Annotated in this window: 22 protein-coding genes; 15 read left to right on the plus strand and 7 right to left on the minus strand. The window is 68.1% G+C overall.

Annotation, left to right across the window (positions count from 1 at the left end):
* Positions 1-133: 133 nt before the first annotated feature.
* The 3 genes from IV112_RS07950 to IV112_RS07960 all read right to left on the minus strand — a co-directional run bounded on the left by IV112_RS07950 (position 134) and on the right by IV112_RS07960 (position 3,470).
* Complete coding sequence (locus IV112_RS07950; RefSeq protein ID WP_438362230.1) at positions 134-1,321, minus strand: DNA polymerase Y family protein; 1,188 nt, start codon at positions 1,319-1,321, stop codon at positions 134-136.
* A gap of 16 nt (positions 1,322-1,337) precedes the next feature.
* Positions 1,338-2,477 (minus strand): rhomboid family intramembrane serine protease, encoded by a 1,140-nt coding sequence (locus tag IV112_RS07955; protein WP_304002599.1) that lies wholly within the window; start codon positions 2,475-2,477, stop codon positions 1,338-1,340.
* 69 nt (positions 2,478-2,546) lie between these two features.
* Positions 2,547-3,470 (minus strand): LysR family transcriptional regulator, encoded by a 924-nt coding sequence (locus IV112_RS07960; RefSeq protein ID WP_304002601.1) that lies wholly within the window; start codon positions 3,468-3,470, stop codon positions 2,547-2,549.
* 79 nt (positions 3,471-3,549) lie between these two features.
* On the opposite strand from IV112_RS07960, the gene IV112_RS07965 reads away from it, so the two are divergent.
* A complete protein-coding gene (locus IV112_RS07965; RefSeq protein WP_304002603.1) occupies positions 3,550-4,314 on the plus strand; it encodes a sulfite exporter TauE/SafE family protein in 765 nt (254 codons plus the stop codon).
* Positions 4,315-4,341: 27 nt separating this feature from the next.
* On the opposite strand, the gene IV112_RS07970 is transcribed toward IV112_RS07965, so the two are convergent.
* Positions 4,342-4,968, minus strand: coding sequence for an LON peptidase substrate-binding domain-containing protein (locus IV112_RS07970; RefSeq protein ID WP_304002605.1), 627 nt, complete (start codon positions 4,966-4,968; stop codon positions 4,342-4,344).
* Positions 4,965-5,840, minus strand: coding sequence for a DUF6279 family lipoprotein (locus IV112_RS07975; RefSeq protein ID WP_304002606.1), 876 nt, complete (start codon positions 5,838-5,840; stop codon positions 4,965-4,967). The genes IV112_RS07970 and IV112_RS07975 overlap by 4 nt, the downstream gene beginning before the upstream one ends.
* A gap of 189 nt (positions 5,841-6,029) precedes the next feature.
* Between IV112_RS07975 and IV112_RS07980 the strand changes: the two genes are divergently transcribed.
* From IV112_RS07980 to IV112_RS08000, 5 genes are read left to right on the plus strand one after another with little or no spacing between them, the layout of a single operon-like run.
* Positions 6,030-8,207 carry an ABC transporter substrate-binding protein gene (locus tag IV112_RS07980; RefSeq protein WP_304002609.1) on the plus strand — a complete coding sequence of 726 codons (2,178 nt, stop codon included), beginning with the start codon at positions 6,030-6,032 and terminating at the stop codon, positions 8,205-8,207.
* Positions 8,204-9,181 (plus strand): ABC transporter permease, encoded by a 978-nt coding sequence (locus tag IV112_RS07985; protein WP_304002611.1) that lies wholly within the window; start codon positions 8,204-8,206, stop codon positions 9,179-9,181. The genes IV112_RS07980 and IV112_RS07985 overlap by 4 nt, the downstream gene beginning before the upstream one ends.
* Positions 9,181-10,641 (plus strand): ABC transporter permease, encoded by a 1,461-nt coding sequence (locus IV112_RS07990; RefSeq protein WP_304002613.1) that lies wholly within the window; start codon positions 9,181-9,183, stop codon positions 10,639-10,641. The genes IV112_RS07985 and IV112_RS07990 overlap by 1 nt, the downstream gene beginning before the upstream one ends.
* A complete protein-coding gene (locus IV112_RS07995) occupies positions 10,602-12,623 on the plus strand; it encodes an ABC transporter ATP-binding protein (protein WP_304002614.1) in 2,022 nt (673 codons plus the stop codon). The genes IV112_RS07990 and IV112_RS07995 overlap by 40 nt, the downstream gene beginning before the upstream one ends.
* 25 nt (positions 12,624-12,648) lie before the next feature.
* Positions 12,649-13,692 carry an NAD(P)H-dependent flavin oxidoreductase gene (locus IV112_RS08000; RefSeq protein ID WP_304002616.1) on the plus strand — a complete coding sequence of 348 codons (1,044 nt, stop codon included), beginning with the start codon at positions 12,649-12,651 and terminating at the stop codon, positions 13,690-13,692.
* A gap of 36 nt (positions 13,693-13,728) precedes the next feature.
* Here the strand turns inward: IV112_RS08000 and IV112_RS08005 are convergent, their stop codons facing one another.
* The gene (locus tag IV112_RS08005; protein ID WP_304002618.1) at positions 13,729-15,249 is read right to left on the minus strand and encodes a transglycosylase SLT domain-containing protein; all 1,521 of its coding nucleotides are present in this window, start codon (positions 15,247-15,249) and stop codon (positions 13,729-13,731) included.
* A gap of 174 nt (positions 15,250-15,423) precedes the next feature.
* Between IV112_RS08005 and IV112_RS08010 the strand changes: the two genes are divergently transcribed.
* Positions 15,424-16,380 carry a GGDEF domain-containing response regulator gene (locus IV112_RS08010; protein WP_304002621.1) on the plus strand — a complete coding sequence of 319 codons (957 nt, stop codon included), beginning with the start codon at positions 15,424-15,426 and terminating at the stop codon, positions 16,378-16,380.
* Between the two features lie 20 nt (positions 16,381-16,400).
* Here the strand turns inward: IV112_RS08010 and gloB are convergent, their stop codons facing one another.
* On the minus strand, positions 16,401-17,162 hold the full coding sequence (gloB, locus tag IV112_RS08015; protein ID WP_304002623.1) for a hydroxyacylglutathione hydrolase: 762 nt from the start codon (positions 17,160-17,162) through the stop codon (positions 16,401-16,403).
* Between the two features lie 75 nt (positions 17,163-17,237).
* On the opposite strand from gloB, the gene IV112_RS08020 reads away from it, so the two are divergent.
* From IV112_RS08020 to moaE, 8 genes are all read left to right on the plus strand, one after another.
* Positions 17,238-17,975: a class I SAM-dependent methyltransferase gene (locus IV112_RS08020; protein ID WP_304002625.1), complete on the plus strand. Its 738-nt coding sequence runs from the start codon at positions 17,238-17,240 to the stop codon at positions 17,973-17,975.
* 30 nt (positions 17,976-18,005) lie between these two features.
* Complete coding sequence (gene rnhA, locus IV112_RS08025) at positions 18,006-18,440, plus strand: ribonuclease HI (RefSeq protein ID WP_304002628.1); 435 nt, start codon at positions 18,006-18,008, stop codon at positions 18,438-18,440.
* A 67-nt stretch (positions 18,441-18,507) separates the two neighbouring features.
* Positions 18,508-19,227 carry a DNA polymerase III subunit epsilon gene (gene dnaQ, locus IV112_RS08030; RefSeq protein ID WP_304002630.1) on the plus strand — a complete coding sequence of 240 codons (720 nt, stop codon included), beginning with the start codon at positions 18,508-18,510 and terminating at the stop codon, positions 19,225-19,227.
* Between the two features lie 127 nt (positions 19,228-19,354).
* Positions 19,355-20,392: an isocitrate/isopropylmalate family dehydrogenase gene (locus IV112_RS08035; RefSeq protein WP_304002632.1), complete on the plus strand. Its 1,038-nt coding sequence runs from the start codon at positions 19,355-19,357 to the stop codon at positions 20,390-20,392.
* Positions 20,393-20,541: 149 nt separating this feature from the next.
* A complete protein-coding gene (mobB, locus tag IV112_RS08040; RefSeq protein WP_304002635.1) occupies positions 20,542-21,036 on the plus strand; it encodes a molybdopterin-guanine dinucleotide biosynthesis protein B in 495 nt (164 codons plus the stop codon).
* A complete protein-coding gene (locus tag IV112_RS08045) occupies positions 21,033-22,250 on the plus strand; it encodes a molybdopterin molybdotransferase MoeA (protein ID WP_304002637.1) in 1,218 nt (405 codons plus the stop codon). Before mobB ends, IV112_RS08045 begins: the two co-directional genes overlap by 4 nt.
* Before the next feature lie 5 nt (positions 22,251-22,255).
* A complete protein-coding gene (moaD, locus tag IV112_RS08050; RefSeq protein WP_304002640.1) occupies positions 22,256-22,510 on the plus strand; it encodes a molybdopterin converting factor subunit 1 in 255 nt (84 codons plus the stop codon).
* Positions 22,511-22,531: 21 nt separating this feature from the next.
* On the plus strand, positions 22,532-22,990 hold the full coding sequence (gene moaE, locus IV112_RS08055) for a molybdopterin synthase catalytic subunit MoaE (protein WP_304002642.1): 459 nt from the start codon (positions 22,532-22,534) through the stop codon (positions 22,988-22,990).
* The last annotated feature ends 3 nt before the right edge of the window (positions 22,991-22,993 follow it).

The following is a 22,993-nucleotide window of genomic DNA, read 5'->3' on the forward strand; positions in this document are numbered from 1 at the left end:
CTGGAGCCAGCGCCGGGTTCTGTGGGAGGGGTCTTGACCCCGACAGCCGCTGGAATCGAAGTCCGCGGACTGCGTCGAGGCCAAGACTCTGCTCCCACTGGATCGGCGCCTGACCCGCGCTGCGCAGGCGTGCTCAGAACGGCAGCGCGAGCTGGCCTTCGTCGTGGCCGGTGGGCGCGTCAGCGAGATCCTCTGCCGACAGCAGATGACCGGCCCGTACGCCGAGCAGTCTGAACCGACGTTCAAGCGGCATCCGTTTCAGGCACAGACCTGCGTGGCGGCGGATGACTACCGCGTCCGCCGTATAGGCATCCATCGTGATTTCGCGCGTGACGATGCGAAAGTCGTCCTGCCGCAGTTTCACGCCCACCGATTTCGCGACGACGCCCTTGCGCCTGAGGTCGTCGGCCAGCCGCTCGCACAGCCAGGTGAAGATGCCGCCCAGTTCCTCGCGGTCGTGTTTCGCGTGCAGGTCGCGTTCGAAGGTCGTTTCGCGGCTGATCGATTTCGGGTCGCGGCTGTAGCTGAGCGGGCGCTCGTCGTGCCCGCGCGCGGCGTCGGCGAGCCAGGCGCCGTAGCTGCGGCCGAACTGTTCGATCAGCCAGTGCGGCTCGGCGGCGGCCAGCTCACCGATGGTGCGTATGCCGAGCGATTCGAGCCGGGCGCTCGCTTTCGGGCCGATGCCGTTGATGCGCTTGGCCGGCAGCGGCCAGATGCGGGTGGGAATGTCGGCTTCGGTGATCACCGTCAGGCCGCGCGGCTTTTCGAGGTCGGAACAGATCTTGGACAGCAGCTTGTTCGGCGACAGTCCGATCGAGCAGCTGAGGCCGGTCGCCGCATTCACCGCCTGCTGGATGTGGCTCGCGATCGCGCGCACGCCGCCGTGCGGGTCGTCGCCGGCGGCGTCCTGCGCGCCCGGCTGGTCGGTCAGTTCGAAATAGATTTCGTCGATGCCGCGGTCCTCGATCACCGGCACCTGCGCCAGTACCGTCTGCTTGAACAGCCGCGACATGCGCTTGTATTCGTCGAAATCGGTCGGCAGCAGCACGGCGTCCGGGGCCAGCGCAGCGGCCTTCATCAGACCGATGCCCGAATGCACACCGAAGGCGCGCGCCTCGTAGGTGGCGGTGGTGGCCACGCCGCGGCCGACGTAGTCGCGCAGCCGGGCGAAGCGGCGCGTGCCGTCCGCCTGCCGTTCCGGCTGATGCCGGGCACCGCCGCCGACCACCATGGGCTGGCCGCGCAGTTCGGGGTAGCGCAGCAGTTCGACTGACGCGAAGAAGGCGTCCATGTCGAGGTGGGCGATCCAGCGGCGCGGCACGGCAGGCTCCGGGCGATCAGCGAGCCGGGGCGGGGCGGCTCGCGGCGGGCGGTCGCTCGCCGGCACGGCTGGCCGCTTCGAGCGCGTCGCGCACGGCGTCCATGTCGTGCGCGCGCAGGCCTTCGACCAGCGCGCGTGAAGCATCCCGGCGCGCTTCCGCGTACTGGCGCAATTCGCGCAAGGTGGCCGCCGACGGCGCGGCGGGACTCAGATGCAGGTCGCTCAGGTCCTCGAAGCTCTGCTGGTAGGGCAGAGCAACCTCGCTTTCGATCTGCCCGGCAAGGTCGTCGAAACTGGCGCCATTGCGCTGGGCGTCGCCGATCAGCGTGTTCCAGCGGTGGGCGATGCGGCGGTCGGCGCCGATGAAGTCGCGGATTTCGTCGCGCGCCATCACCTCTTCGCTCCAGCGGTAACGCGGCGCGGGGATTGCGATCACCAGCACGACGACCATCAGCGCCAGCCCGAGGCCGGCCAGCCATTGACCGGCCGAGGCCACCGGCTGGCGGTAGCGGCCGAGCACGGCGCTGTCGTCCAGCGGGCGCACCAGCGCCGCGCCGGCCAGCAGGCCGGCGACGAAGCCGCCGATGTGGGCGCCGTTGTCGATGCCGGCAATGTTCAGCCCGAGCACGATGGTGACGGCGGCGAACAGGCAGGCGCCCCAGAACAGGCGTACGAATTCGCGCCGGTCCAGCGTGGCGCGCTGCTGCCACAGGAAGGCGAGCAGTGCGCCATAGACGCCGAAGATGGCCCCGGAGGCGCCGCCCGATACGGCGCGGTCGCCCTGCACGATCAGCGACAGCAGGTTACCGGTGAGGCCGCTGACGAAATAGATCGCGACGAAACGGAGCGGGCCAAACATGCGCTCGACCAGGCGACCGCCGTCGAGCAGCGACAGCATGTTCATGCCCAGGTGCAGCAGGCCGAAGTGCAGGAACAGCGCACTGCCCAGCCGCCACCATTCGCCGTCCTTGGTCGCTGGCCCGAAGTTGGCGCCCCAGGCGAGCTGGATGCCGTTGGCCGAATGCCACAGCCCGGCACCGGACAGCAGCATGGCGGCGAACACTGCCAGGTTGGCGACGATGAGCGCCGTCGTCACCGGGATGCGGCGGCGGCGGGCGATCAGCTGGTCGATCAGGGGGAGCGGTGCGACGGTCACGAAAGGCGGGCGTGGTGGTGTTCGATGTGCAACGTATGCGAGGTTAGCACCGGCAGCCGACGGCAACCGTTACCGGCCGGTAACGCTTTCATCCGCGCCGGGCCGGAAATCGGCGAAGCGATCGGCCAGGAAGTCGACGAAGGCGCGTACCCGCGCCGACAGCTGGTGGTGCGGTGGCCAGATGGCATGGATGTCGGCCGCCGTGCCGGCCCAGGGTTCGAGCAGGCGCAGCAACTGGCCGTCGCGCAGGTGCGGCGCGATGTCCCACTCCGAGCGCAGCAGGATGCCGTGGCCGTCCAGCGCCCAGTCGACCGCGATTTCGCCGTGGTTGGTACCGAGCGGTCCGGCCACCTTCACCTTTACTTCGCGCGTGCCGTCGGACAGCACCCAGGTGTTGAAGGCGTCGTCGTTCTCGCGGATGACGATGCAGCGATGCGCGCGCAGCGCCTGTGGCGTATCCGGCGCGCCGAACGCGGCCACATAGGACGGCGCCGCGCACAGCAGCCGGCGGTTGCGGGCGACGCGTCGCGCATGCACGTGGGTGTCGGGCGGCGGACCGAAGCGGATCGCCAGATCCATGCCATGACTTTCGAGGTCGAGCGGGCGGTCGGTCAGGTGCAGCACGACCTCGACTTCGGGCCAGCGCCGGGCGAACTCGGACACTGCCGGCGCCAGATGGCGGCGACCGAAACCGAAGGTGGCGTTGATGCGCAGCAGGCCGCTCGGCACCGCCCGGCTCGCGGCGAGCGAGCGTTCGAGCGCGTCGATGTCGCGCAGGATGCGTTCGCCCTCTTCGAGATAGCGCTCGCCCTCGGCGGTCAGGCTGACCCGGCGCGTCGTGCGGTTGAGCAGGCGCACACCCAGCCTCGCTTCAAGCGCGGCCAGCCGCCGGCTCACGGCGGGCGGCGTCACGCCCAGCTGCTGGGCGGCTGCGGCGAGGCTGGGCTGACGGGCCAGCGTGCTGAAGAAGAGCAGATCGGCGGCGTCTTTCATTGATGACTTTAAAAGCAATGATCGTTTGAATTTCTGATCATTGTAGTTATCGATAGCTTGAATAGCATGCTTGCCATTGATGTCTTCCTGCTCCGCGATGGCTTTCCACGACCTTCTGATCACGTTGCCACTCGGCGCCGCGCTGGGCTTCTTAGGCGGTCTGTTCGGCATCGGCGGCGGCGTCATCGCCATTCCGCTGCTGGCGCTCGCCTTCGGCATGGACCAGGCGCTGGCGCAGGGCACGGCGCTGGTGATGATGGTGCCCAATCTGCTCGTCGGCTGGTGGCGCTACCAGCGCCGGCACCCGGTGCCGATCTCGCGCGTGCTGGCGATTGCCGCGGTCGCCACCGCCACCACCGCCGTCACCGCACATTTCGCGGCGCGGCTGGACCCGACGCTGCTGCGCATGCTGTTCGGCGGCTTCATGGCGGCGCTGTCGGTGTCGCTGCTGTGGCGCTCGGCGCCGTCGGCACAGAGCGCTGCACCGCGGCCGCGCGACACGCTGATTCCGCTGGTCGGCGTGGTCGGCGGCAGCAGCATGGGCCTGCTCGGCGTCGGCGGCGGGCTGGTCGCGACACCGCTGTTCGTGCGGCTGTTCGGCCAGCGGCAGACGGTGGCGCAGAGCCTCGCGCTGGCGCTGGTCACGCCCAGTGCCGTCGTGGCGCTCGCGAGCTACGCACAGGCGCACAAGGTCGACTGGAGCATGGGGCTGCCGCTTGCGGCGGGCGGGCTGTTCACGGTGGCGGCCGGTGTTGCGCTCGCGCACAGGCTGCCGGAGCGGCAGATGCAGAAGCTGTTCGCGCTGCTGCTGATGGCGACCGCGGTCGCGATGATCGTGGCCTGAGGGCGATCAGTTCCGCAGGCGGCGGGTTCAGCCCTCGAAACTGCTGCGGTCGAGCACGTCGCCGACCAGTTCGAGCCGCAGCAGCGGGTCGCGCATTTCCATCAACCGCTGCTTGTCGTCCGGCTGCAGCGGCAGCAGTTCGCACCAGCGGTTGGCGACCCAGCCGGCGTCGTCGAAATGCTTCGGCGTATCCGACGGCGTGAATTCGGAGGCGGTCAGCGCGTCGAGCACGCGCACCAGAGCCGCCGCGACATAGGTGAGGTCGGGCGGCACGGCGCAGGGCGGGTCGGCCGGGATGTCCTCGACGTCGGCCATCCACAGCCCGTGCGGTGTCTGCGAACTGGCGGTGACGCGAAAGCGCGTGCTGCCGCGGGTGAAAATCTCGTACAAACCCGGCTGCGGTTGTGCGAAGTGCGTGATCACCGCGCGCGTGCCGATGGCGTGGAAGCGCTCGGGCGCCGGCGCGCCGGCGCGCATCACTTCGTTGCCATGGAGCAGCGATACGACGCCGAAGGGCGTGCCGGCGCGGTGGCACTTCTTGATCATATCGAGATAGCGCACCTCGAAGATGCGCAGCGGCAGCAGGCCGTCCGGAAACAGCACGGTACCCAGCGGGAACAGCGGAATGGCGTGGTCGGTCAGCGTTGTCGTCATGAGCGGGCCTGCTGGGTGGTCGGTGCGCGGCAGGTGATGCCGTCGAGTTCGTGGGCGAAGCTTGATACCTCACGCTGCAGGTGCCGGCGCTGCGCGTCGGTCAGCGAAGCCGACAGCTCGCTCAGGGCCTGTGCGGCGCGCGCCCGGTTGTCGCGGAAGGTCTGGGCGTAGCCTGATGTCCAGTGCCGCTCGGGCGCGACGAACATCGCTTCGAGTTCGCCTCTGAACGCGTCCGGCGCGAGGTCGGTACGTGCCAGCAGATCGGCCATCGCGGCCTGCCAGCGGCGGCGGCTTTCCAGACTGTCGTCGCTGCGGCTGCGCACCTCGCGCGCCCAGCGGTCGACGATGTCGCGCTGTGCCGGCGTGAGCCGGCCGATCCAGTTCTCGATCCGTTCGCGCAGCCGTGTGCTGCGCTCGCGCACGATGTCTTCCGCAGGGGGCTCGACCCAGTCCTTCACGTATTCGCGGGTATTGCGCTCGAAGCGGCGCTTCAGTGCGGCGATCTGCTCCGGCTTCGCGCCGGCGACCAGCGGCCCGATTTCGCGCGCTGCTTCGCTGGCGGCGGTGCGGGCGAAGCCGAGCACGGTGTCGATGTGGGCGTCGATGCGCGCCACGTCGGCACCGGCACGCAGATCTGCGTCGACCTGCCTCAGCCATCCGGCGTAACCCGGCAGCTGGCTGCTGCAGTGCCAGTCCACCCAGCGCGTCAGCGCCGGCTGCACGGCGGCGCGCTGCGTGCTGTCCAGCGGCAGGTAGTCATCCAGTCGCCAGGCGATCAGCCGGTCGAGCTGGTTGTAGCCGACCTGCACCATGCTGCAGGCGGCCAGCAGCACGGTACTCAACAGCAGCAGGGGACGTCGCCAGTCGGCCATTGCCATATCGGGAGGGTGGATGCGTGTTTCTGCACAGGATGGACTATAGGGTCTGTTGCCATTGAATCGAGTGCGGCCCGCGATTCAATGGCAACAGACCCTAGACCCGTATGGCGGCCGCGGGTTCGTGCGAAACCTTTTTCCGCCGGTCCGCTCACAGAGCGAACGCCGCCGCCTACAATCGCGCCCATGACCCGACCGCGCCCGTCGATCCGCTCCCTGCGCCGCCTGCTGGCCTTGTCGTCGACGCTGCTGCTGGCCGCCTGCGGCGACGTGTGGAACGACCCCTACCCGGCGGCCGAGAGCGGGCAGAACGTTCTCTACACCGCCTTCACCGACCGGCCGAAGCATCTCGATCCGGTGCAGTCGTACAGCGAGAACGAAATCACCTTCACGGCGCAGATCTACGAAGCGCCGCTGCAGTACCACTACCTGAAGCGCCCGTTCGAACTGGTCACCGCGACCGCCGAGGCAATGCCGGTGCCGCGCTTCTACGACGCATCGGGTCGCGCACTGCCGGCCGATGCACCGGCCGCCGACATCGCCGAGTCGGTGTATGAGATCCGCATCAAGCCGGGCATCCGCTACCAGCCCCATCCGGCGCTGGCGCGCGACGACGCCGGCAACTACCTCTATCACGAAGGCGGTCCCGGAGAGCGGCGTACGCTGTACGACTTCGAGCGGACCGGCACGCGCGAGCTGGAGGCCGCCGACTACATCTATCAGATCAAGCGTCTGGCGCACCCGGGCCTGCATTCGCCGGTGTTCGGGCTGATGAGCGACTACATCGTCGGCCTGAAGGAATACGGCGACACGCTGAAGGCGGCGGCGAAATCGCTGCCGCCGGGGACTTGGCTGGATCTGCGCAAGCACGACCTGGCCGGCGTCGAGGTGGTCGACCGTCACACCTACCGCATACGGCTCAAGGGCAAGTACCCGCAGTTCCTGTACTGGCTGGCCATGCCCTTCTTCGCGCCGGTGCCCTGGGAAGCCGACCGCTTCCATGCGCAGCCGGGGATGGCCGAGCGCAACCTGACGCTGGACTGGTATCCGATCGGCACCGGCCCCTACATGCTGAGTCAGAACGATCCGAACGCGCGCATGGTGCTGACGCGTAACCCGAATTTCCGCGACGAAACCTATCCCTGCGAAGGCGAGCCGGGCGATCGCGAGGCGGGGTTGCTGGCCGACTGCGACAAGCGCCTGCCGCTGGTCGATCAGGTCGTGTTCACCCGCGAGAAGGAGCAGATCCCGTACTGGAACAAGTTCTTGCAGGGTTATTACGACGCCTCCGGCATCAGTTCCGACTCCTTCGACCAGGCGGTGCAGTTCGGCCAGACCGGCGAGGTGAACCTGAGCGACGACATGAAGGCGCAGGGCATACGGCTGCAGACCTCGGTGTCGACCTCAACCATGTACATGGGCTTCAACATGCTGGACCCGGTGGTCGGCGGCATGGGCGAGCGCGGACGCAAGCTGCGCCAGGCCATCGGCATCGCGCTCGATCAGGAGGAATTCATTTCCATCTTCCAGAACGGCCGCGGCCTGCCGGCGCAGTCGCCGCTGCCGCCCGGCATCTTCGGCTACCGCGACGGCCGTGAAGGGATGAACGCCTACATGTATGACTGGGTAGACGGCGAGCCGCGGCGCAAGCGGATCGAGACGGCGAAGGCGCTGCTGGCCGAAGCGGGCTGGCCGGGCGGGCGCGATGCGAAGACCGGCGAGCCGCTGGTGATCAACCTCGACACCACCGGCACCGGCCTCGGCAGCAAGGCGCGCATCGACTGGCTCACCAAGCAGTTCGACAAGCTGGGCGTGCAGCTGGTGGTGCGCAGCACCGACTACAACCGCTTCCAGGACAAGATACGCAAGGGCGCGGCCCAGCTCTTCTTCTGGGGCTGGAACGCCGACTACCCCGACCCGGAGAACTTCCTCTTCCTGCTCTATGGCCCGCAGTCCAAGGTGAAGGTGCAGGGCGAGAACGCGGCCAATTACGAGAGCGCCGAATTCGACCGCCTGTTCGAGCGGATGAAGGCGATGGACAACGGCCCCGAGCGCCAGGCCATCCTCGACCGCATGCTCGAAGTGCTGCGCCACGACGCGCCCTGGGTGTGGGGTTACCACCCGAAGAGCTACGGCCTCGAACACAGCTGGGTGTTCAACCGCAAACCGTCGACCGTTGCCAACAACACGATGAAATACACCCGCATCGATCCGGCGCTGCGCGAGGCGAAGCGCGCCGAATGGAACCGTCCGGTGCGCTGGCCGCTGTTCGCTTTCGCCGCGCTGCTGCTCGCGCTGGTGTGGCCGGCCTGGCGCCACTGGAAGCGCTCGGAACAGGCGCGCGCAGTGGGGACTGGCGCATGATCGCCTACATCATTCGCCGCCTGCTCTATGCCATTCCGATCCTGATCGGGGTGAACCTGATCACCTTCGTGCTGTTCTTCGTCGTCAATTCGCCGGACGACATGGCGCGCATGCAGCTCGGCGCCAAGCGGGTGACGCCGGAGGCGATCGAGAAGTGGAAGGCCGAGCGCGGCTACGACCGGCCGCTGGTGTGGAACACCCAGGCGGCCGGACTGGCGAAGGCGACCGACACGATACTGTTCGACAAATCGATGCGCATGTTCGTGTTCGACTTCGGCCGCGCCGACGACGGCCGCGACATCGCGCTGGAGATCGGCAACCGCATGGGGCCCAGTCTGGCCATCGCGATACCGACCTTCCTGCTCGGCCTGTTCGTCACGGTGAGCTTCGCGCTGCTGCTGGTGTTCTTCCGCAACACCGCGCTCGACGTCGGCGGCGTCGTGCTGTGCGTCGCGGCGATGTCGATTTCCGGCCTGTTCTACATCATCGGCGGCCAGTACCTGGTCAGCAAGGTATGGAACCTGGTGCCGATTTCCGGCTATGCGCCGGGGCTGGACGCCAGCAAGTTCCTGATACTGCCGGTGCTGATCAGCGTGGTCGGCGGCATCGGCTCGTCGGCGCGCTGGTACCGCACGCTCTTTCTCGAAGAGATCAACAAGGACTACGTCCGCACCGCCCGCGCCAAGGGGCTGTCGGAACTGCGCGTGCTGTTCCGCCACGTGCTGAAGAACGCGATGATCCCCATCCTGACCGGTGTGGTCGTCGTGATCCCGCTGCTGTTCATGGGCTCGCTGCTGCTGGAGAGCTTCTTCGGCATCCCGGGGCTGGGCAGCTACACGATAGACGCGATCAATTCACAGGATTTCGCGGTGGTGCGCTCGATGGTGTTCATCGGCTCGGTGCTCTACATCGTCGGCCTGCTGCTGACCGATATTTCGTACACGTTGGTCGACCCACGCGTGAGACTGAACTGATGGCCGACCTTATTGGTGTGAAACCGGTCTTCCTCTGGTCCGACCTCCTGCTGTGGGCGCTTGTCGCCGGCGCCGTGCTGCTGGCCCTCTACTGCCGCAGCCAGGACTACCTGCGCCGTGCCTGGCGCCGGGTCGGCGAGTCGTCGGCGGCGATGGCCTCGGTCACCGTGCTGGCGGTATTCATCGCGGTCGGTCTGCTCGATTCGCTGCACTACCAGCCGCGCCTGCCGGCGAAGGAGGGCAGCAGCGAAATCCAGTACGCACCGGAGGTGCTGTCGGCACTCGATGCACTGTTCGCCGACCTCAGGCTGAACAAGGAAAAGACCTATTCGGCGCCGCTGGCCACGCACGGCTTCGCCAAGGAAACGATGGAGCGCGACGGCGTGCAGATGCGCGATTATCCGCGGCTGGTGTTCGGCGGCGCGCACCTGGACGAGCTGTCGCAGCACGACGCCGACCTGCGCAGTCGGGCGCTGTCGGGCGCGGTCACGGGACTGCTGGTGTGGGCGGCGTTCACCGGCCTCGTCGTGGGCCTGCTTGCGCTGATGCAGCGGCGCAGCTACGCCGACACCTGTCGCACGGTGTGGCGACCACGGCTGTCGGCCGAACGGCCGATCGCCTGGGGCGCGGTCTTCGTCACCGCCGCCGTGCTCTGTGTGTTCGGCGGCGTCATCGCGGCCTGGGCCGATGGCTACCATGTGTTCGGCACCGACAAGGTCGGGCAGGACGTGCTCTATCTGTCGCTGAAGTCGGTGCGCACCGCGCTGCTGATCGGCACGCTGACCACGCTGGTGACGCTGCCGCTGGCGATCGCGCTCGGCCTGATCGCCGGCTTCCGCGGCGGCTGGTGGGACGACGCGATCCAGTACCTCTACACCGTGCTGAACTCCATCCCCGGCGTGCTGCTGATCGCCGCCATGGTGCTGATGATGCAGGTGATCATCGACACCCACCCGGAGTGGTTCGAGACAGCCGCCGAGCGTGCCGACGCGCGCCTGCTGGCACTGTGCTTCATCCTCGGTCTGACCTCCTGGACCGGCCTGTGCCGGCTGCTGCGCGCCGAGACGCTGAAGCTGCGCGAACTCGATTACGTGCAGGCGGCGCGCGCCTTCGGTGTCAGCGACGCGCGCATCATGGCGCGCCACGTGCTGCCCAATCTGATGCACATCGTGCTGATCGCGCTGGTGATGGATTTCTCCGGCCTCGTGCTGTCGGAGGCCGTGCTGTCCTACATCGGCATCGGCGTCGACAGCTCGATGAACAGCTTCGGCACGATGATCAACGCTGCGCGCCTCGAACTGTCGCGCGAGCCGGTCGTGTGGTGGTCGCTGGCCGCGGCCTTCGTGCTGATGCTGGCACTGGTGCTCGCCGCCAACCTGTTCGCCGACGCGGTGCGCGACGCCTTCGATCCGCGCTTCCAGTGGCGGGCGCGCCGCACGCTGAAGAGGGCCGCAGCATGAATGCGCCCCTGCTCGAAGTGCGCGGCCTGACCGCCGAACTGGATACGCCGGCCGGCATCGCGCGCGCCGTCGACGCGCTCGACTTCGACGTGCGCGCCGGCGAAACGATGGCGCTGCTGGGCGAATCCGGCTGCGGCAAGTCGATGACGGCGAACGCGCTGATGCGCTTGCTGCCCGACGTCGGCTATATCGCCGGCGGCAGCGTGCGCCTGTCCGGCCGCGAACTGACCGGGCTGACCGAGGCCGACATGCGCGAGGCGCGCGGCCGCGACATGGCGATGATTTTCCAGGAGCCGGGCACCAGCCTGAATCCGGTGCTCACCGTGATGCAGCAGATCGGCGAGGTGCTGTCGCTGCACCGCGGTCTGCGCGGCGCGGCAGCGCGCGCGCGGGCACTCGAGCTGCTGGCCGCGGTCGGTATTCCGGACGCGGCGCGCCGGCTCGACGAATATCCCTTCCAGTTCTCCGGCGGCATGAAGCAGCGCGTCATGATCGCGATGGCGCTGGCCGGCGAGCCGAAGCTGCTGATCGCCGACGAGCCGACCACCGCGCTCGACGTGACGATACAGGCGCAGGTGCTCGACCTGCTGGCGAAGCTGCAGCGCGAACAGGGGATGGCGCTGCTGCTGATCACGCACGACCTCGGCGTCGTTGCGCGCATGGCTCACCAGGTGGGCGTCATGTACGCCGGCCAGCTGATCGAGCGCGCGCCGCGTGTTGCCTTCTTCGCGCAACCGGCGCACCCGTACTCGCAGCTGCTGTTCGCCGCCTTGCCCGATACGGCGCGGCGCGGCGAACTGGCCACCATCCGCGGTTCCGTGCCGCCGCTGACCACTGATTTCGGTGGCTGCCGCTTTGCCGAGCGCTGTCCGCAGGCCTGGGCGCGCTGCCGCGACGAGGCGCCGGCCTGGCAGACGGCGGGCGAGGGCCAGCAGGTGCGCTGTCACCTGTACGACCGGGCGGAGGCGGGCCGGCATGCGCAGCACGTCGCCCCGTCCGCCGGTGTCGCCGAAGCCGCGCCGGCGGAGGATGCGCAGCCGCTGCTGAGCGTGCGTGAACTGAAGGTGCACTTCCCGATACGCCGCGGCGTCCTGCAGCGTACGGTGGGCCATGTGCGGGCGGTCGATGGCGTGTCGCTGGACATCCGCGCCGGCCGCACGCTGGCGCTTGTCGGTGAGTCCGGCTGTGGCAAGACTACCGCCGGCAAGGCCGTGCTGCGACTGATCGAACCGACCGCCGGCAGCGTGACGCTGGGCGCTCAGGATGTCGGCGCCGCGTCGGGTGCGGCATTGCGCGAACTGCGCGCGCAGATGCAGATGGTGTTCCAGGACCCGTACGGCTCGCTGAACCCGCGCATGCGCGTCGGCGAAATCATCGCCGAGGGCATGTCCGCGCTGAAGCGCGCCGGCGGTGACGAGGCGGTGCGCGCACTGCTCGAGCAGGTCGGCCTGCGGCCGGACATGGCCGATCGCTACCCGCATGAATTTTCCGGTGGCCAGCGCCAGCGCATCGCCATCGCGCGCGCGCTCGCGGTGCAGCCGCGGCTCATCGTGTGCGACGAACCGACGTCGGCACTCGACGTGTCGGTGCAGGCGCAGATACTGAATCTGCTGCGCCGGCTGCAGCGCGAACTGGGGCTGGCCTACCTCTTCATCACGCACAACATCGCGGTGGTCGAGCACCTGGCGCACGACGTGGCGGTGATGTACCTGGGCCGGATAGTCGAAAGCGGTCCGGTCGATCGCGTGCTGCGCGCGCCGCGTCATCCCTATACGCAGGCACTGCTGTCGGCGGTGCCGCGCATCGACGGCGCGCAGCAGCCGCAGAAGCTGGCGGGCGATCTGCCGTCGCCGGCCAGTCCGCCGTCCGGCTGTGCCTTCCACCCGCGCTGTCCGCGCGCGCAGGCGCGATGTTCGACCGATCTGCCGCCGCTGGCGGGCGAGGACGGCCGTCAGGCCGTGGCCTGCTGGTATCCGGACTGAGGGCCATCGACGCGAGGAGGAAACGATGACATGTCTGGCTATCGCCGGCCTGCGCCTGCCGCTGATCCAGGCGCCGATGGCCGGTGTGCAGGATCACCGGCTTGCCGCTGCCGTGTCGAACGCCGGTGGTCTCGGTTCGCTGCCGGCCGCCATGCTGGGTACGGACGCTTTGCGCGACCAGCTGAGCGCGCTGCAGGCGCTCACCGATCGGCCCGTCAACGTCAATTTCTTCTGTCACGTGCCGCCGTCGCCGGACCCGGTGCGCGAGCAGCGCTGGCGTACCGCGCTCGCGCCGTACTACGCCGAGTTCGGTGTCGATCCGGCGCAGGTGACAACCGGGCCGGGGCGCATGCCTTTCAGTGCCGACATGGCCGATGTGCTCGAAGCCTTTCGTCCGGCGGTCGTCAGTTTCCACTTCGGGCTGCCGGCGGCCGATCTGCTGGCGCGGGTCAAGGCCTGGGGCGCCTGCGTGCTGGGCTCCGCCACCACGGTGGCCGAAGCACGCTGGCTCGAAGCGCACGGCGCCGACGCGATCATCGCGCAGGGGCTGGAGGCGGGCGGGCATCGCGGGCATTTTCTGTCCGACGATCTGAGCGAACAGCTCGGCACGTTTGCGCTGCTGCCGCAGGTGGTGCGCGCGGTGTCGCGCCCGGTCATCGCCGCCGGCGGGATTGCCGACGCCCGGGGCGTGGCGGCCGCGATGGCGCTGGGGGCGAGCGCGGTGCAGGTCGGCACCGCCTATCTGTGCTGCCCCGAGGCGACGACCTCGGCCGTACATCGTGCGGCGCTGGGCAGCGAGGCGGCACGACACACCGCGCTGACCACTGTGTTTTCCGGGCGACCGGCGCGCGGCATCGTCAATCGGGCGATGCGCGAACTGGGGCCGATCAGTGCCGATGCGCCCGCGTTTCCGCTCGCCGCAGCGGCGATGGCGCCGCTGCGTGCGCGCGCCGAAGCGGCCGGAAGCGGCGATTTCTCGCCGCTGTGGTGCGGTCAGAACGCCGCGGGCTGTCAGCCCGTGCCGGCGGCCGAACTGACGCGGATGTTGTCGGCCGGCTTCGCGCGCTGAGCGCGCGCCGGCCCGCCCGGCATTTGGTCCACGCCGCTATTTTTTCGCCGCAGGCTTTTTCGTTGCGGTCTTCTTGACCGGGACGACGGCCTTTTTCTTGGCGACGGGCGCGGCCTTTTTCTTCGGTGCCGCCGGTTTCACCGCCTTGTTGCCGGACGGCGTTGCGACCGGCACGTTCACCCAGCGCCCGTTCCGCTTGACGCGCTTGTACTTCGGTTTGTCCACACCGAGGCGCGGCGCTTCCTCGGCGTTGCCGGCACCGTCAAGCGACAGGCTGCTGTTCTCGTCGGGCACCAGCAGCGTGGTGCCCGGACCGATCTTCGCCGTCGGCGACAGGCCGTTGAAGCGGCGCAGTCGCCATTCGGTCACGCCGAAGCGGCGGATGACGGTGGTCAGCGTTTCCTTCGGACCCAGCGTATAGGTGCGCCACGGCGCACCGGCTGCGGGTGCGGCATCGGCGTCGCGGTTGCTGAGATTGGACATGAAGGTGTCGACCGCGTGCGACGGCAGCACCAGCTGCGCGCCACCCTCGCCGGCGCGGATGACCGGTCGCTTGTGCTGCGGATTGAGCGCCTTGATCTCGGCCACCGGTACGTCGGCCAGTCGCGCCGCAGTGGCCAGATCCATGGTCGGCGCTTCGGCCACGAGCGTGAAGTAGGGCTTGTTCTCGACCGTATCGAGCTCGATGCCGAACAGTTCCGGCTGGGCGATGATGTTCTTCAGCGCCTGCAGCTTGGGCACGTAGTGCCGCGTTTCGTTGGGCATGTTCAGCGAGGCGTAGTCGGTCGGCAGGCCGGCCGCCTGGTTGCGCATGACCGCGCGACCGACGGCGCCTTCACCCCAGTTGTACGAGGCGAGCGCCAGGTGCCAGTCGCCGTGCATTTCGTAGATACGCTGCAGGTACTCCAGCGCGGCGGCGGTCGAGGCGACGATGTCGCGACGGTCGTCGCGCTGCGCGTTCTGCTCGAGGCCGTAGAGCTTGCCGGTCGACGGGATGAACTGCCAGAGCCCCGAGGCACGCGCCGACGACAGCGCTTCCGGGTTGTAGGCACTTTCCACCATGGGCAGCAGCGCCAGTTCGGTCGGCAGGCCGCGCTTCTCGATTTCCTCGACGATGTGGAACATGTAGCGGCGGCCGCGCTCGGTCATCCGCCGGAAGTAGTCGGGGCGGTTGAGGTACCAGGCCTGGTGCTCCGCCACCAGCGGGTGGTCCAGATCGGCCATGCCGAAACCCTTGCGGATGCGTTCCCACAGGTCGTCCGGCGGCACGGTGAGATCGATCGGCCTGATCGCTTCGTCCTCGTTGGCGATCACTTCGGTCGGTTGCGGAAAGGGAATCGGCTCCGCCTTGCCCGGCTTGATGCCCGGCGTCGTGCGGCTGGAGGCGTCCGGGGTGCGACGTGCTGCCGGGCGTTCGACCGAGCGGGTGCCGACCGAGGTGCCCGGGGGCTCGGCCGGTTCCTCGGGCACGACGCCCGTGGCCGCACAGCCGGCGAGCGTTGCGGCCGCCAGCACGAGCAGCGAGCGGCGCAGCAGGGAAACGATGAAATGCGGCATTGCGGCGAAAGAGCCAAACCCCGAATGCTAGCCAGCCGGAGCGGGCACCGTCAAACCTTGCTGTCGGGGTGGGGTTGAAGGAGTGCGGATTGACCGCACGTCGCGGACGGGGTTCGTCGGTGTTGTCCTGCGGCTTTGTAAGGTTATGATGGCGAATAAAAAAAGGGTGTGTCCATGAAAGCGCTGGTCATCGAAGATTCCCAGACAGGGCTTGCAGTCGTCAGCCAGCATCTCGAACGGATGGGGATACTGCCCATCGCCGCCACCGACGGAGAGAGCGGCGTGGCAGCGTTCCGCCAGCACAACCCGGACATCGTGCTGCTCGATGTGGTGCTGCCGGGTATGGACGGCTACGAGGTCGCGCGCCGCATCCGCGCCATCGAGCAGTCGGGCGAATGGACACCCATTATCTTCCTCACCGCGCGCACGGCCGATACCGATCTCGTGCAGGGCATCACCGCTGGCGGCGACGACTATCTTTTCAAGCCGATCAGTGAAGTGGTGCTCGCCGCCAAGGTGCGTGCGATGCAGCGCATCCTGCAGATGCGTTACTCGCTGGTGGTGCTGACGCGCAAGCTCGACGCCGCCAACCAGGAACTGACCCGCCTCACCTCGCTCGACGGCCTGACCGGTCTGTCCAACCGTCGCCATTTCGACGAAACGATGCTGCGCGAGTGGCGCCGTGCGGCCCGCTACAAGCGTCCGCTGTCGCTGGTGCTGGTCGATGTCGATCACTTCAAGCAGTACAACGACACCTACGGTCATCTGGCAGGCGACGAGTGCCTGAAGACGGTGGCCAGTGCATTGCAGGCCGTGTCGCGTCGGCCGAGCGATCTGGTGGCGCGCTATGGCGGCGAGGAGTTCGCGCTGGTGTTGCCGGAGACCGATCTGTCCGGCGCGCGCAGCGTGGCCGAAGGCCTGTGCGACGCGATCCGCGCGCTGCAGCTGCCGCACGCGGCGGCGGCGTCCGGCCATGTGACGATCAGCGTCGGTGTGGCCAGCCTGATGCCGGGCAACGGCGTCGGCGGTCCGCAGAACCTGATCGCCGAAGCCGACCTCGCGCTCTACGCGGCGAAGTCGGGCGGGCGCGATCGCGTGGGTTTCAGACAGGCCGAGACCGTCGTCGGCTGATACCGGCGCAGGCGGGCTTTTCAGAACACGTTCTTCCACTCACGCAATACGGCAAACACCTCTACCGGGCTGCCCAGTCTGCGGCCGGCGTGCGCTTCCGCCGCACGGATGACCGCCGGTTCGCGTGCGCGCAGGAAGGGGTTGGTCGCCAGTTCGTCGGCCAGCGCGCTCGGCACGCTCGGCAGGCCCGCTTCGCGCAGTTTCGCCACGCGGCGGATGCGGGCCAGCAGCGCCTGATTGTCTGGTTCGACTGCCAGCGCGAAGCGCAGATTGGCCTGCGTGTATTCGTGCGCGCAATAGACACGCGTATGCAGCGGCAGCGAGGCGAGCCGCGACAACGAGTGCCACATCTGTTCCGCGCTGCCCTCGAACAGCCGCCCACAGCCGGCGGCGAACAGCGTGTCGCCGCAGAACAGCAGGTCGCCGCCGACGTAGGCAATGTGGCTGCGCGTGTGACCGGGCACTTCCAGCACGGCGAAGGCGGCCGCCAGCGAGGGCAGGGCGACGCGCGAGCCTTCGCGCACCACCTCGTCGATGTGCTCGATGCGTTCGTCGGCCGGGCCGAACACGCGGGCACCGGTGCGCCGTTTCAGTTCGCCGAGGCCGCCGATGTGGTCGGCGTGGTGGTGGGTGATCAGGATGGTGTCCAGGCGCAGCGAATGTTCGTCGAGTGCGGCCAGCACCGGGGCGGCATCGCCCGGGTCGACCACCAGCGCCCGGTCACCTGCGGCGGCGAGCCAAAGATAGTTGTCGCCAAATGCGGGGATCGGATATATCTTCATCCGCCCGATTCTGGCGGCTGGGCTCTGCGTTGACAATGCACCGGCCGCGATCTGCCTGCCCCACGCCTCTTGCCCATGTCGATTCCCGGTCTGCACGAATGGTTGGACACGCCGCAGGGACAATACGTCCAGCGCTGGGAGCACGCGCGGGTCGACCAGATCGTGGCCGACGTGTTCGGCTACAACGCGGTGCAGATCGGGCTGCTGGAACACGACTACCTGCGTGCCAACCGGATGCCGTTCAAGCTCTATTGCGAGGACGCGAAGCCGGGCCCGCCGCGGGCGCTGATCTGCGATCCGGTGCAGTTGCCGTTCGCGGCGACCAGCGTCGATCTGGTCGTGCTGCCGCACGTGCTCGAGTTCGCCAGCGATCCGCACGCGGTGCTGCGCGAGGTCGAACGCGTGCTGGTACCGGAAGGGCAGGTGCTGGTGACCGGCTTCAATCCGTTCAGCCTGTGGGGCGCACGTCGGCGCCTGCGCGAGCGCGACCCTTTCCCGTGGAACGGCGACTGGCTGTCGGTGCCCAGGCTGCGCGACTGGTTCAAGCTGCTCAGCCTGGACACCCAGGCCGGCTGCTTCGGCTGTTACTGCCCGCCGGTACTCAGCGAGAAGTGGCTGGCGCGCTGGCACTTCATGGAGACCGCCGGCGATCGCTGGTGGCCCTTTCTCGGCGGCGCTTATGTGCTGCAGGGCATCAAGCGCGTGCGCGGCATGCGACTCATCATGCCGACCTGGCGCGACCGCCGGGCGGCCGCACGCGCGCTGGCAACCGTCAGCCCGCGCGCGCAGAAGGACAAGGCGGCGGGGCAGTGACCCACCTCCACCTCGAATACGGAGCATTCATTGGAAGAAGTCATCATCTACACCGACGGCGCCTGCAGCGGCAATCCGGGTCCGGGCGGCTGGGGTGCGCTGCTGAAGAGCGGCGCGCACGAGAAGGAAATGTCGGGCGGCGAGCCCTCGACCACCAACAACCGGATGGAACTGATGGCGGTGATCGAGGCACTGAACGCACTGAAGAAACCGGTGCGCGCGGTGGTCTATACCGACTCGCAGTACGTGCAGAAGGGCATCAGCGAGTGGATACACGGCTGGAAGCGCAAGGGCTGGAAAACAGCCGCCGGCGATCCGGTCAAGAACGTCGATCTGTGGAAGGCGCTCGACGCCGCAGCCGGCGTGCATCAGGTCGAATGGAAGTGGGTGAAGGGTCACGCCGGTCACCCGGAGAACGAACGCGCCGATCGGCTGGCGCGCGAGGCCATCCCGGCCCGTCGTTGATCGCTGTCAGCGAACTGCAAGTTCTGGCCGGTACAATCCGGCCCGCCTCAAGGAGCCGCCTTTCCCCATGATTCGCCAGATCATCCTCGATACCGAAACCACCGGCCTGGAGTGGCAGAACGGCGACCGGCTGATCGAAATCGGCTGCGTCGAACTGGTCGGGCGCAAGCGCACCGGCCGTCGGCTGCACATGTACGTGAATCCGGAACGCGATGTGCCGGAGGGCGCGGTGGCGGTGCACGGCATCACCACCGAATTCCTTGCCGACAAGCCGAAGTTCCGCGACGTGGTCGATGAATTCGTCGATTTCGTGCGCGACGCGGAACTGGTCATCCACAACGCAGCCTTCGACGTCGGCTTCCTCGACAACGAGCTGAATATCGTGGGCCGGCCGCCGTTGCGCGAAACCTGCGTGTGGCCGGCGATCGATACCGTGCGCATGGCGCGCGACATGTTCCCGGGCAAGCGCGCCAACCTCGACGCGCTGTGCGAGCGCTTCGGCATCGAGAACTCGCACCGTGAATTCCACGGCGCGCTGCTCGACGCGGAACTGCTGGTCGAGGTCTATCTGGCGATGACCCGGGGCCAGGAGAGCCTGATCATCGACCTCGAACCGGAGGCCTCCGCGGTGCGTGCCGCCGCGGCTGCGCGCCCGCGTGGTGCATTGCGCCGGGTGCAGGCGAGCGAGGCGGAAATGGCCGAACACGAACGCGTGCTGGCCGAGATCGACAAGGCCAGCGGCGGCGCCACGGTCTGGCGCAAGCTGGAACCGGCGCAGGCCGGATGAATACAGGGTCGGCCGGCAGACCCGAAGCCGAGGCAGGTTTCTTGCTTCAGCGGCCGGACATTTCCGGATGCGTCGCCGACCTGGCGGCGCGGTCCGGAGACAATGAACCATTACAGGAGACCCCCGAATGAGCGCGCAGAAAATCCCCGCCACACTGATCCCCGGTGACGGCATCGGACCGGAAATCATGGAAGCCGCCCTGGCGGCGCTGGACGCGGTGGGGGCTCCGTTCGAGTGGGAAGAGATGCCTGCCGGCATGGGTGCGCTGAAGAGCGAGGGCGATCCGCTGCCGGCGAAGACGCTGGACAGCATCCGCCGCACCCGGCTCGCACTGAAGGGCCCGCTGGAAACGCCGGTCGGCGGCGGTTTCCGCTCGATCAACGTGCGCCTGCGCGAGGAGTTCAAGCTCTACGCCAACATCCGTCCGGCACAGACGCTGATCCCGGGCGGCCGCTACGACAACATCGACCTCATCGTCTGCCGCGAGAACCTCGAAGGCCTGTACATGGGCTACGAGCACTTCATCCCGATCGAGGGCGACCCGCACGCTGTGGCGATGTCGACCGGTGTGAACACCCGCCAGGGCGCGCGCCACATTCTCGAATACGCCTTCGAACACGCGATCGCGCTCGGTCGCAAGAAGGTGACCGTGGTGCACAAGGCCAACATCATGAAGGCGCTGACCGGCATCTTCCTGGAAACGGCCGAGCAGATGTACGAGGAGCGCTACAAGGGCAGGATCCAGTTCGAACAGGTCATCGTCGACGCCTGCTGCATGAAGCTGGTGATGAACCCCTGGCAGTTCGACGTGCTGGTCACGACCAACCTGTTCGGCGACATCCTGTCCGACCTGACTGCGGGTCTGGTCGGCGGCCTGGGCATGGCGCCCGGTTCCAACATTGGCGCCGATGCGGCCATTTTTGAAGCGGTGCATGGCTCGGCGCCTGACATCGCCGGCAAGGGCATCGCCAATCCGACGGCGCTGGTGCTGGCCGCCGCGCTGATGCTGGATCACGTGAACATGCAGGACAAGGGCGACCGCATCCGCAAGGCGGTGTCGGAAACGCTGAACATCGACAACGTCCGCACCGGCGACCTGGGCGGCCGCGCCAGCACCAAGGAGTACACCGCCGCACTGGTTGCCCGCATCCGCAACAACGGCTGAACCGCCGGCTGAGCGGTCTGCGCCACGACCGTTCCATCCGGCCGGCGGCGTCCGGAGATCGACCTCCTGAGGTCCGGTTTCCGGACGTGGTCCGCCAGCCCGGCCCGCTTCCGGGCGATAATCGCGTTTTTCCCGCGCCCGCCCACCCCATGAAAGTTTTCGGATTTGCCGGCTACAGCGGTTCCGGCAAGACCACGCTGATCGAGCAGCTGATTCCTCACTTCGTGCTGGAGGGGCTGACCGTGTCGCTGATCAAGCACGCGCACGCGGGCTTCGACATCGACAAGCCGGGCAAGGATTCGCACCGCCTGCGCGAAGCCGGCTGCACCGAAGTGATGCTGGTGTCGAACAACCGCTGGGTGCTCATGCACGAGCTGCGCGGCCGTCCCGAACCGACGCTGGACGAGCAGATCGCCGCGATGGGCGACTGCGATCTGCTGCTGGTCGAAGGCTACAAGGCCTCGCCGATCCCGAAGCTGGAAATCCACCGTCCGTCCTACGGCCGGCCGCTGATGTATCCGGACAATCCGCATGTGGTGGCGGTCGCCACCGACGAGCCGATGGAACTTCCGCTGCCCCGGCTCGACCTGAATGACGTGGAAGCCATCGCCGGCTTCATCCTTCGCCACCAGGGATTCAGATGAACGAAATGCTCTCGCTGGACGCTGCGGTCGATCGTTTGCTGTCCGCAGCGCGCCCGATATCCGATACCGAGACCGTATCGACCTTCGCCGCCGCCGGCCGCGTGCTGGCCGCCGACCAGCGGTCGACGCTCACCGTGCCGCCGCACGACAACTCCAGCATGGACGGCTACGCCGTGCGTCTGGCCGATCTGGATGCGGCCGGCTGCTGCCTGCCAGTGAGCCAGCGCATTCCGGCCGGTCACGTCGGCGCGCCGCTGGCTGCCGGCACCTGTGCCCGCATCTTCACTGGCGCGCCGGTTCCGCCGGGTGCCGACGCCATCGTGATGCAGGAGTCGACGCGGACCAGCGACGCCGGTGTCTGTTTCGACGAGATTCCGAAGGCCGGCGCGTGGATACGCCGCGCCGGCGAGGACATCCGCGAAGGCGACATCGTGCTGGCTGCCGGCACCCGACTGCGCGCGCAGGAAGTCGGGCTGGCCGCATCGATCGGTCTGGCCGACGTGCCGGTGGTACGGCGGCTGCGCGTCGCGCTGTTCTCGACCGGCGACGAACTGGTCATGCCGGGCGAGCCGCTGCCGCCGGGCGGCATCTACAACTCCAACCGCTACACGCTGCGCGCGCTGTGCGAAACGCTGGGCTGCGAAGTGCTGGACCTGGGCATCGTCCCCGACCGCCTCGACGCCACGCGCGCCGCACTGCGCGAAGCCGCGGCCAGCTGCGACCTGATACTGACCAGTGGCGGCGTTGGCGTCGGCGAGGAAGACCACATCAAGGCGGCGCTGACTGCCGAAGGCGGGCTGGACAGCTGGAAGATCGCGATGAAGCCGGGCAAGCCGCTGGCGCACGGCCATGTGAAGCGCGCCGACGGCGGTCATGCCGACTTCCTCGGCCTGCCCGGCAATCCGGTGTCCAGCTTCGTCACCTTCCTGCTGCTGGTGCGCCCCTTCATCCTGCGTCGCATGGGCGTGGCCGACGTCACCCCGCAGTCCTTCATGGTGCGCGCCGATTTCGACTGGCCACGCCCCGACCGCCGACGCGAATTCCTGCGCGTGCGCCGCAACGCCGACGGTGGACTGGAACTGTTTCCGAACCAGAGTTCGGGCGTGCTGACCTCCACCGTGTGGGGCAGCGGGCTGGCCGACATCACCGCCGGCCAGGTGGTGAAGCGGGGCGACACTGTGCCCTTCCTGTCCTTCGAATCCCTGCTTTATTGAAAACCATGAAGATCAAGGTGCTCTATTTCGCCGCACTGCGCGAAGCGCTGGGTTCGCCCGGCGAAACGATCGAACTGCCCGAGAGCGCGACCACGCTGGCCGCGGTGCGCGCGCTGATCGCCGGCCGCGGCGGCGACTGGGACAAGCTCGCGCAGATGAAGAACCTGCGCGCCGCAGTGAACCAGCGCATGGCCGAGCCCGATGCCGCGGTTGCCGACGGCGACGAGGTGGCCTTCTTCCCGCCGGTGACCGGCGGCTGAGTCGGCACTGAGGAGACGAGCATGAGCGTGAGCGTGCAGCAAGCCGACTTCGACATCGGCGCCGAAATCGACGCGCTGCTGGCCGGCCGTACCGACGTCGGCGCGGTCGCCACCTTCACCGGTCTGGTGCGTGACGTGAACGACGGTTCCGGCGTGCACGCGATGACGCTGGAGCACTACCCGGGCATGACCGAAGCGGCGCTGGAGGACATCGTCGCGCAGGCGAAGGCGCGCTGGGACATCCTGGCCGTGCGGGTGATCCACCGCGTCGGCACGCTGCAGCCGGCGGACCGCATCGTGCTGGTCGTCGTCGCCGGCAGTCACCGCGGCGAAGCCTTCGCCGCCTGCGAATTCATCATGGATTACCTGAAGACCCAAGCGCCGTTCTGGAAGCGCGAGGACACGCCGGAAGGCAGCCGCTGGGTGGATGCGCGCGAATCCGACGACAGCGCGGCCGAGCGCTGGAAGCAGGGCGGCTGAACG

The organism is Methyloversatilis discipulorum, from assembly GCF_018780585.1.
GTDB lineage: Bacteria > Pseudomonadota > Gammaproteobacteria > Burkholderiales > Rhodocyclaceae > Methyloversatilis > Methyloversatilis discipulorum_B.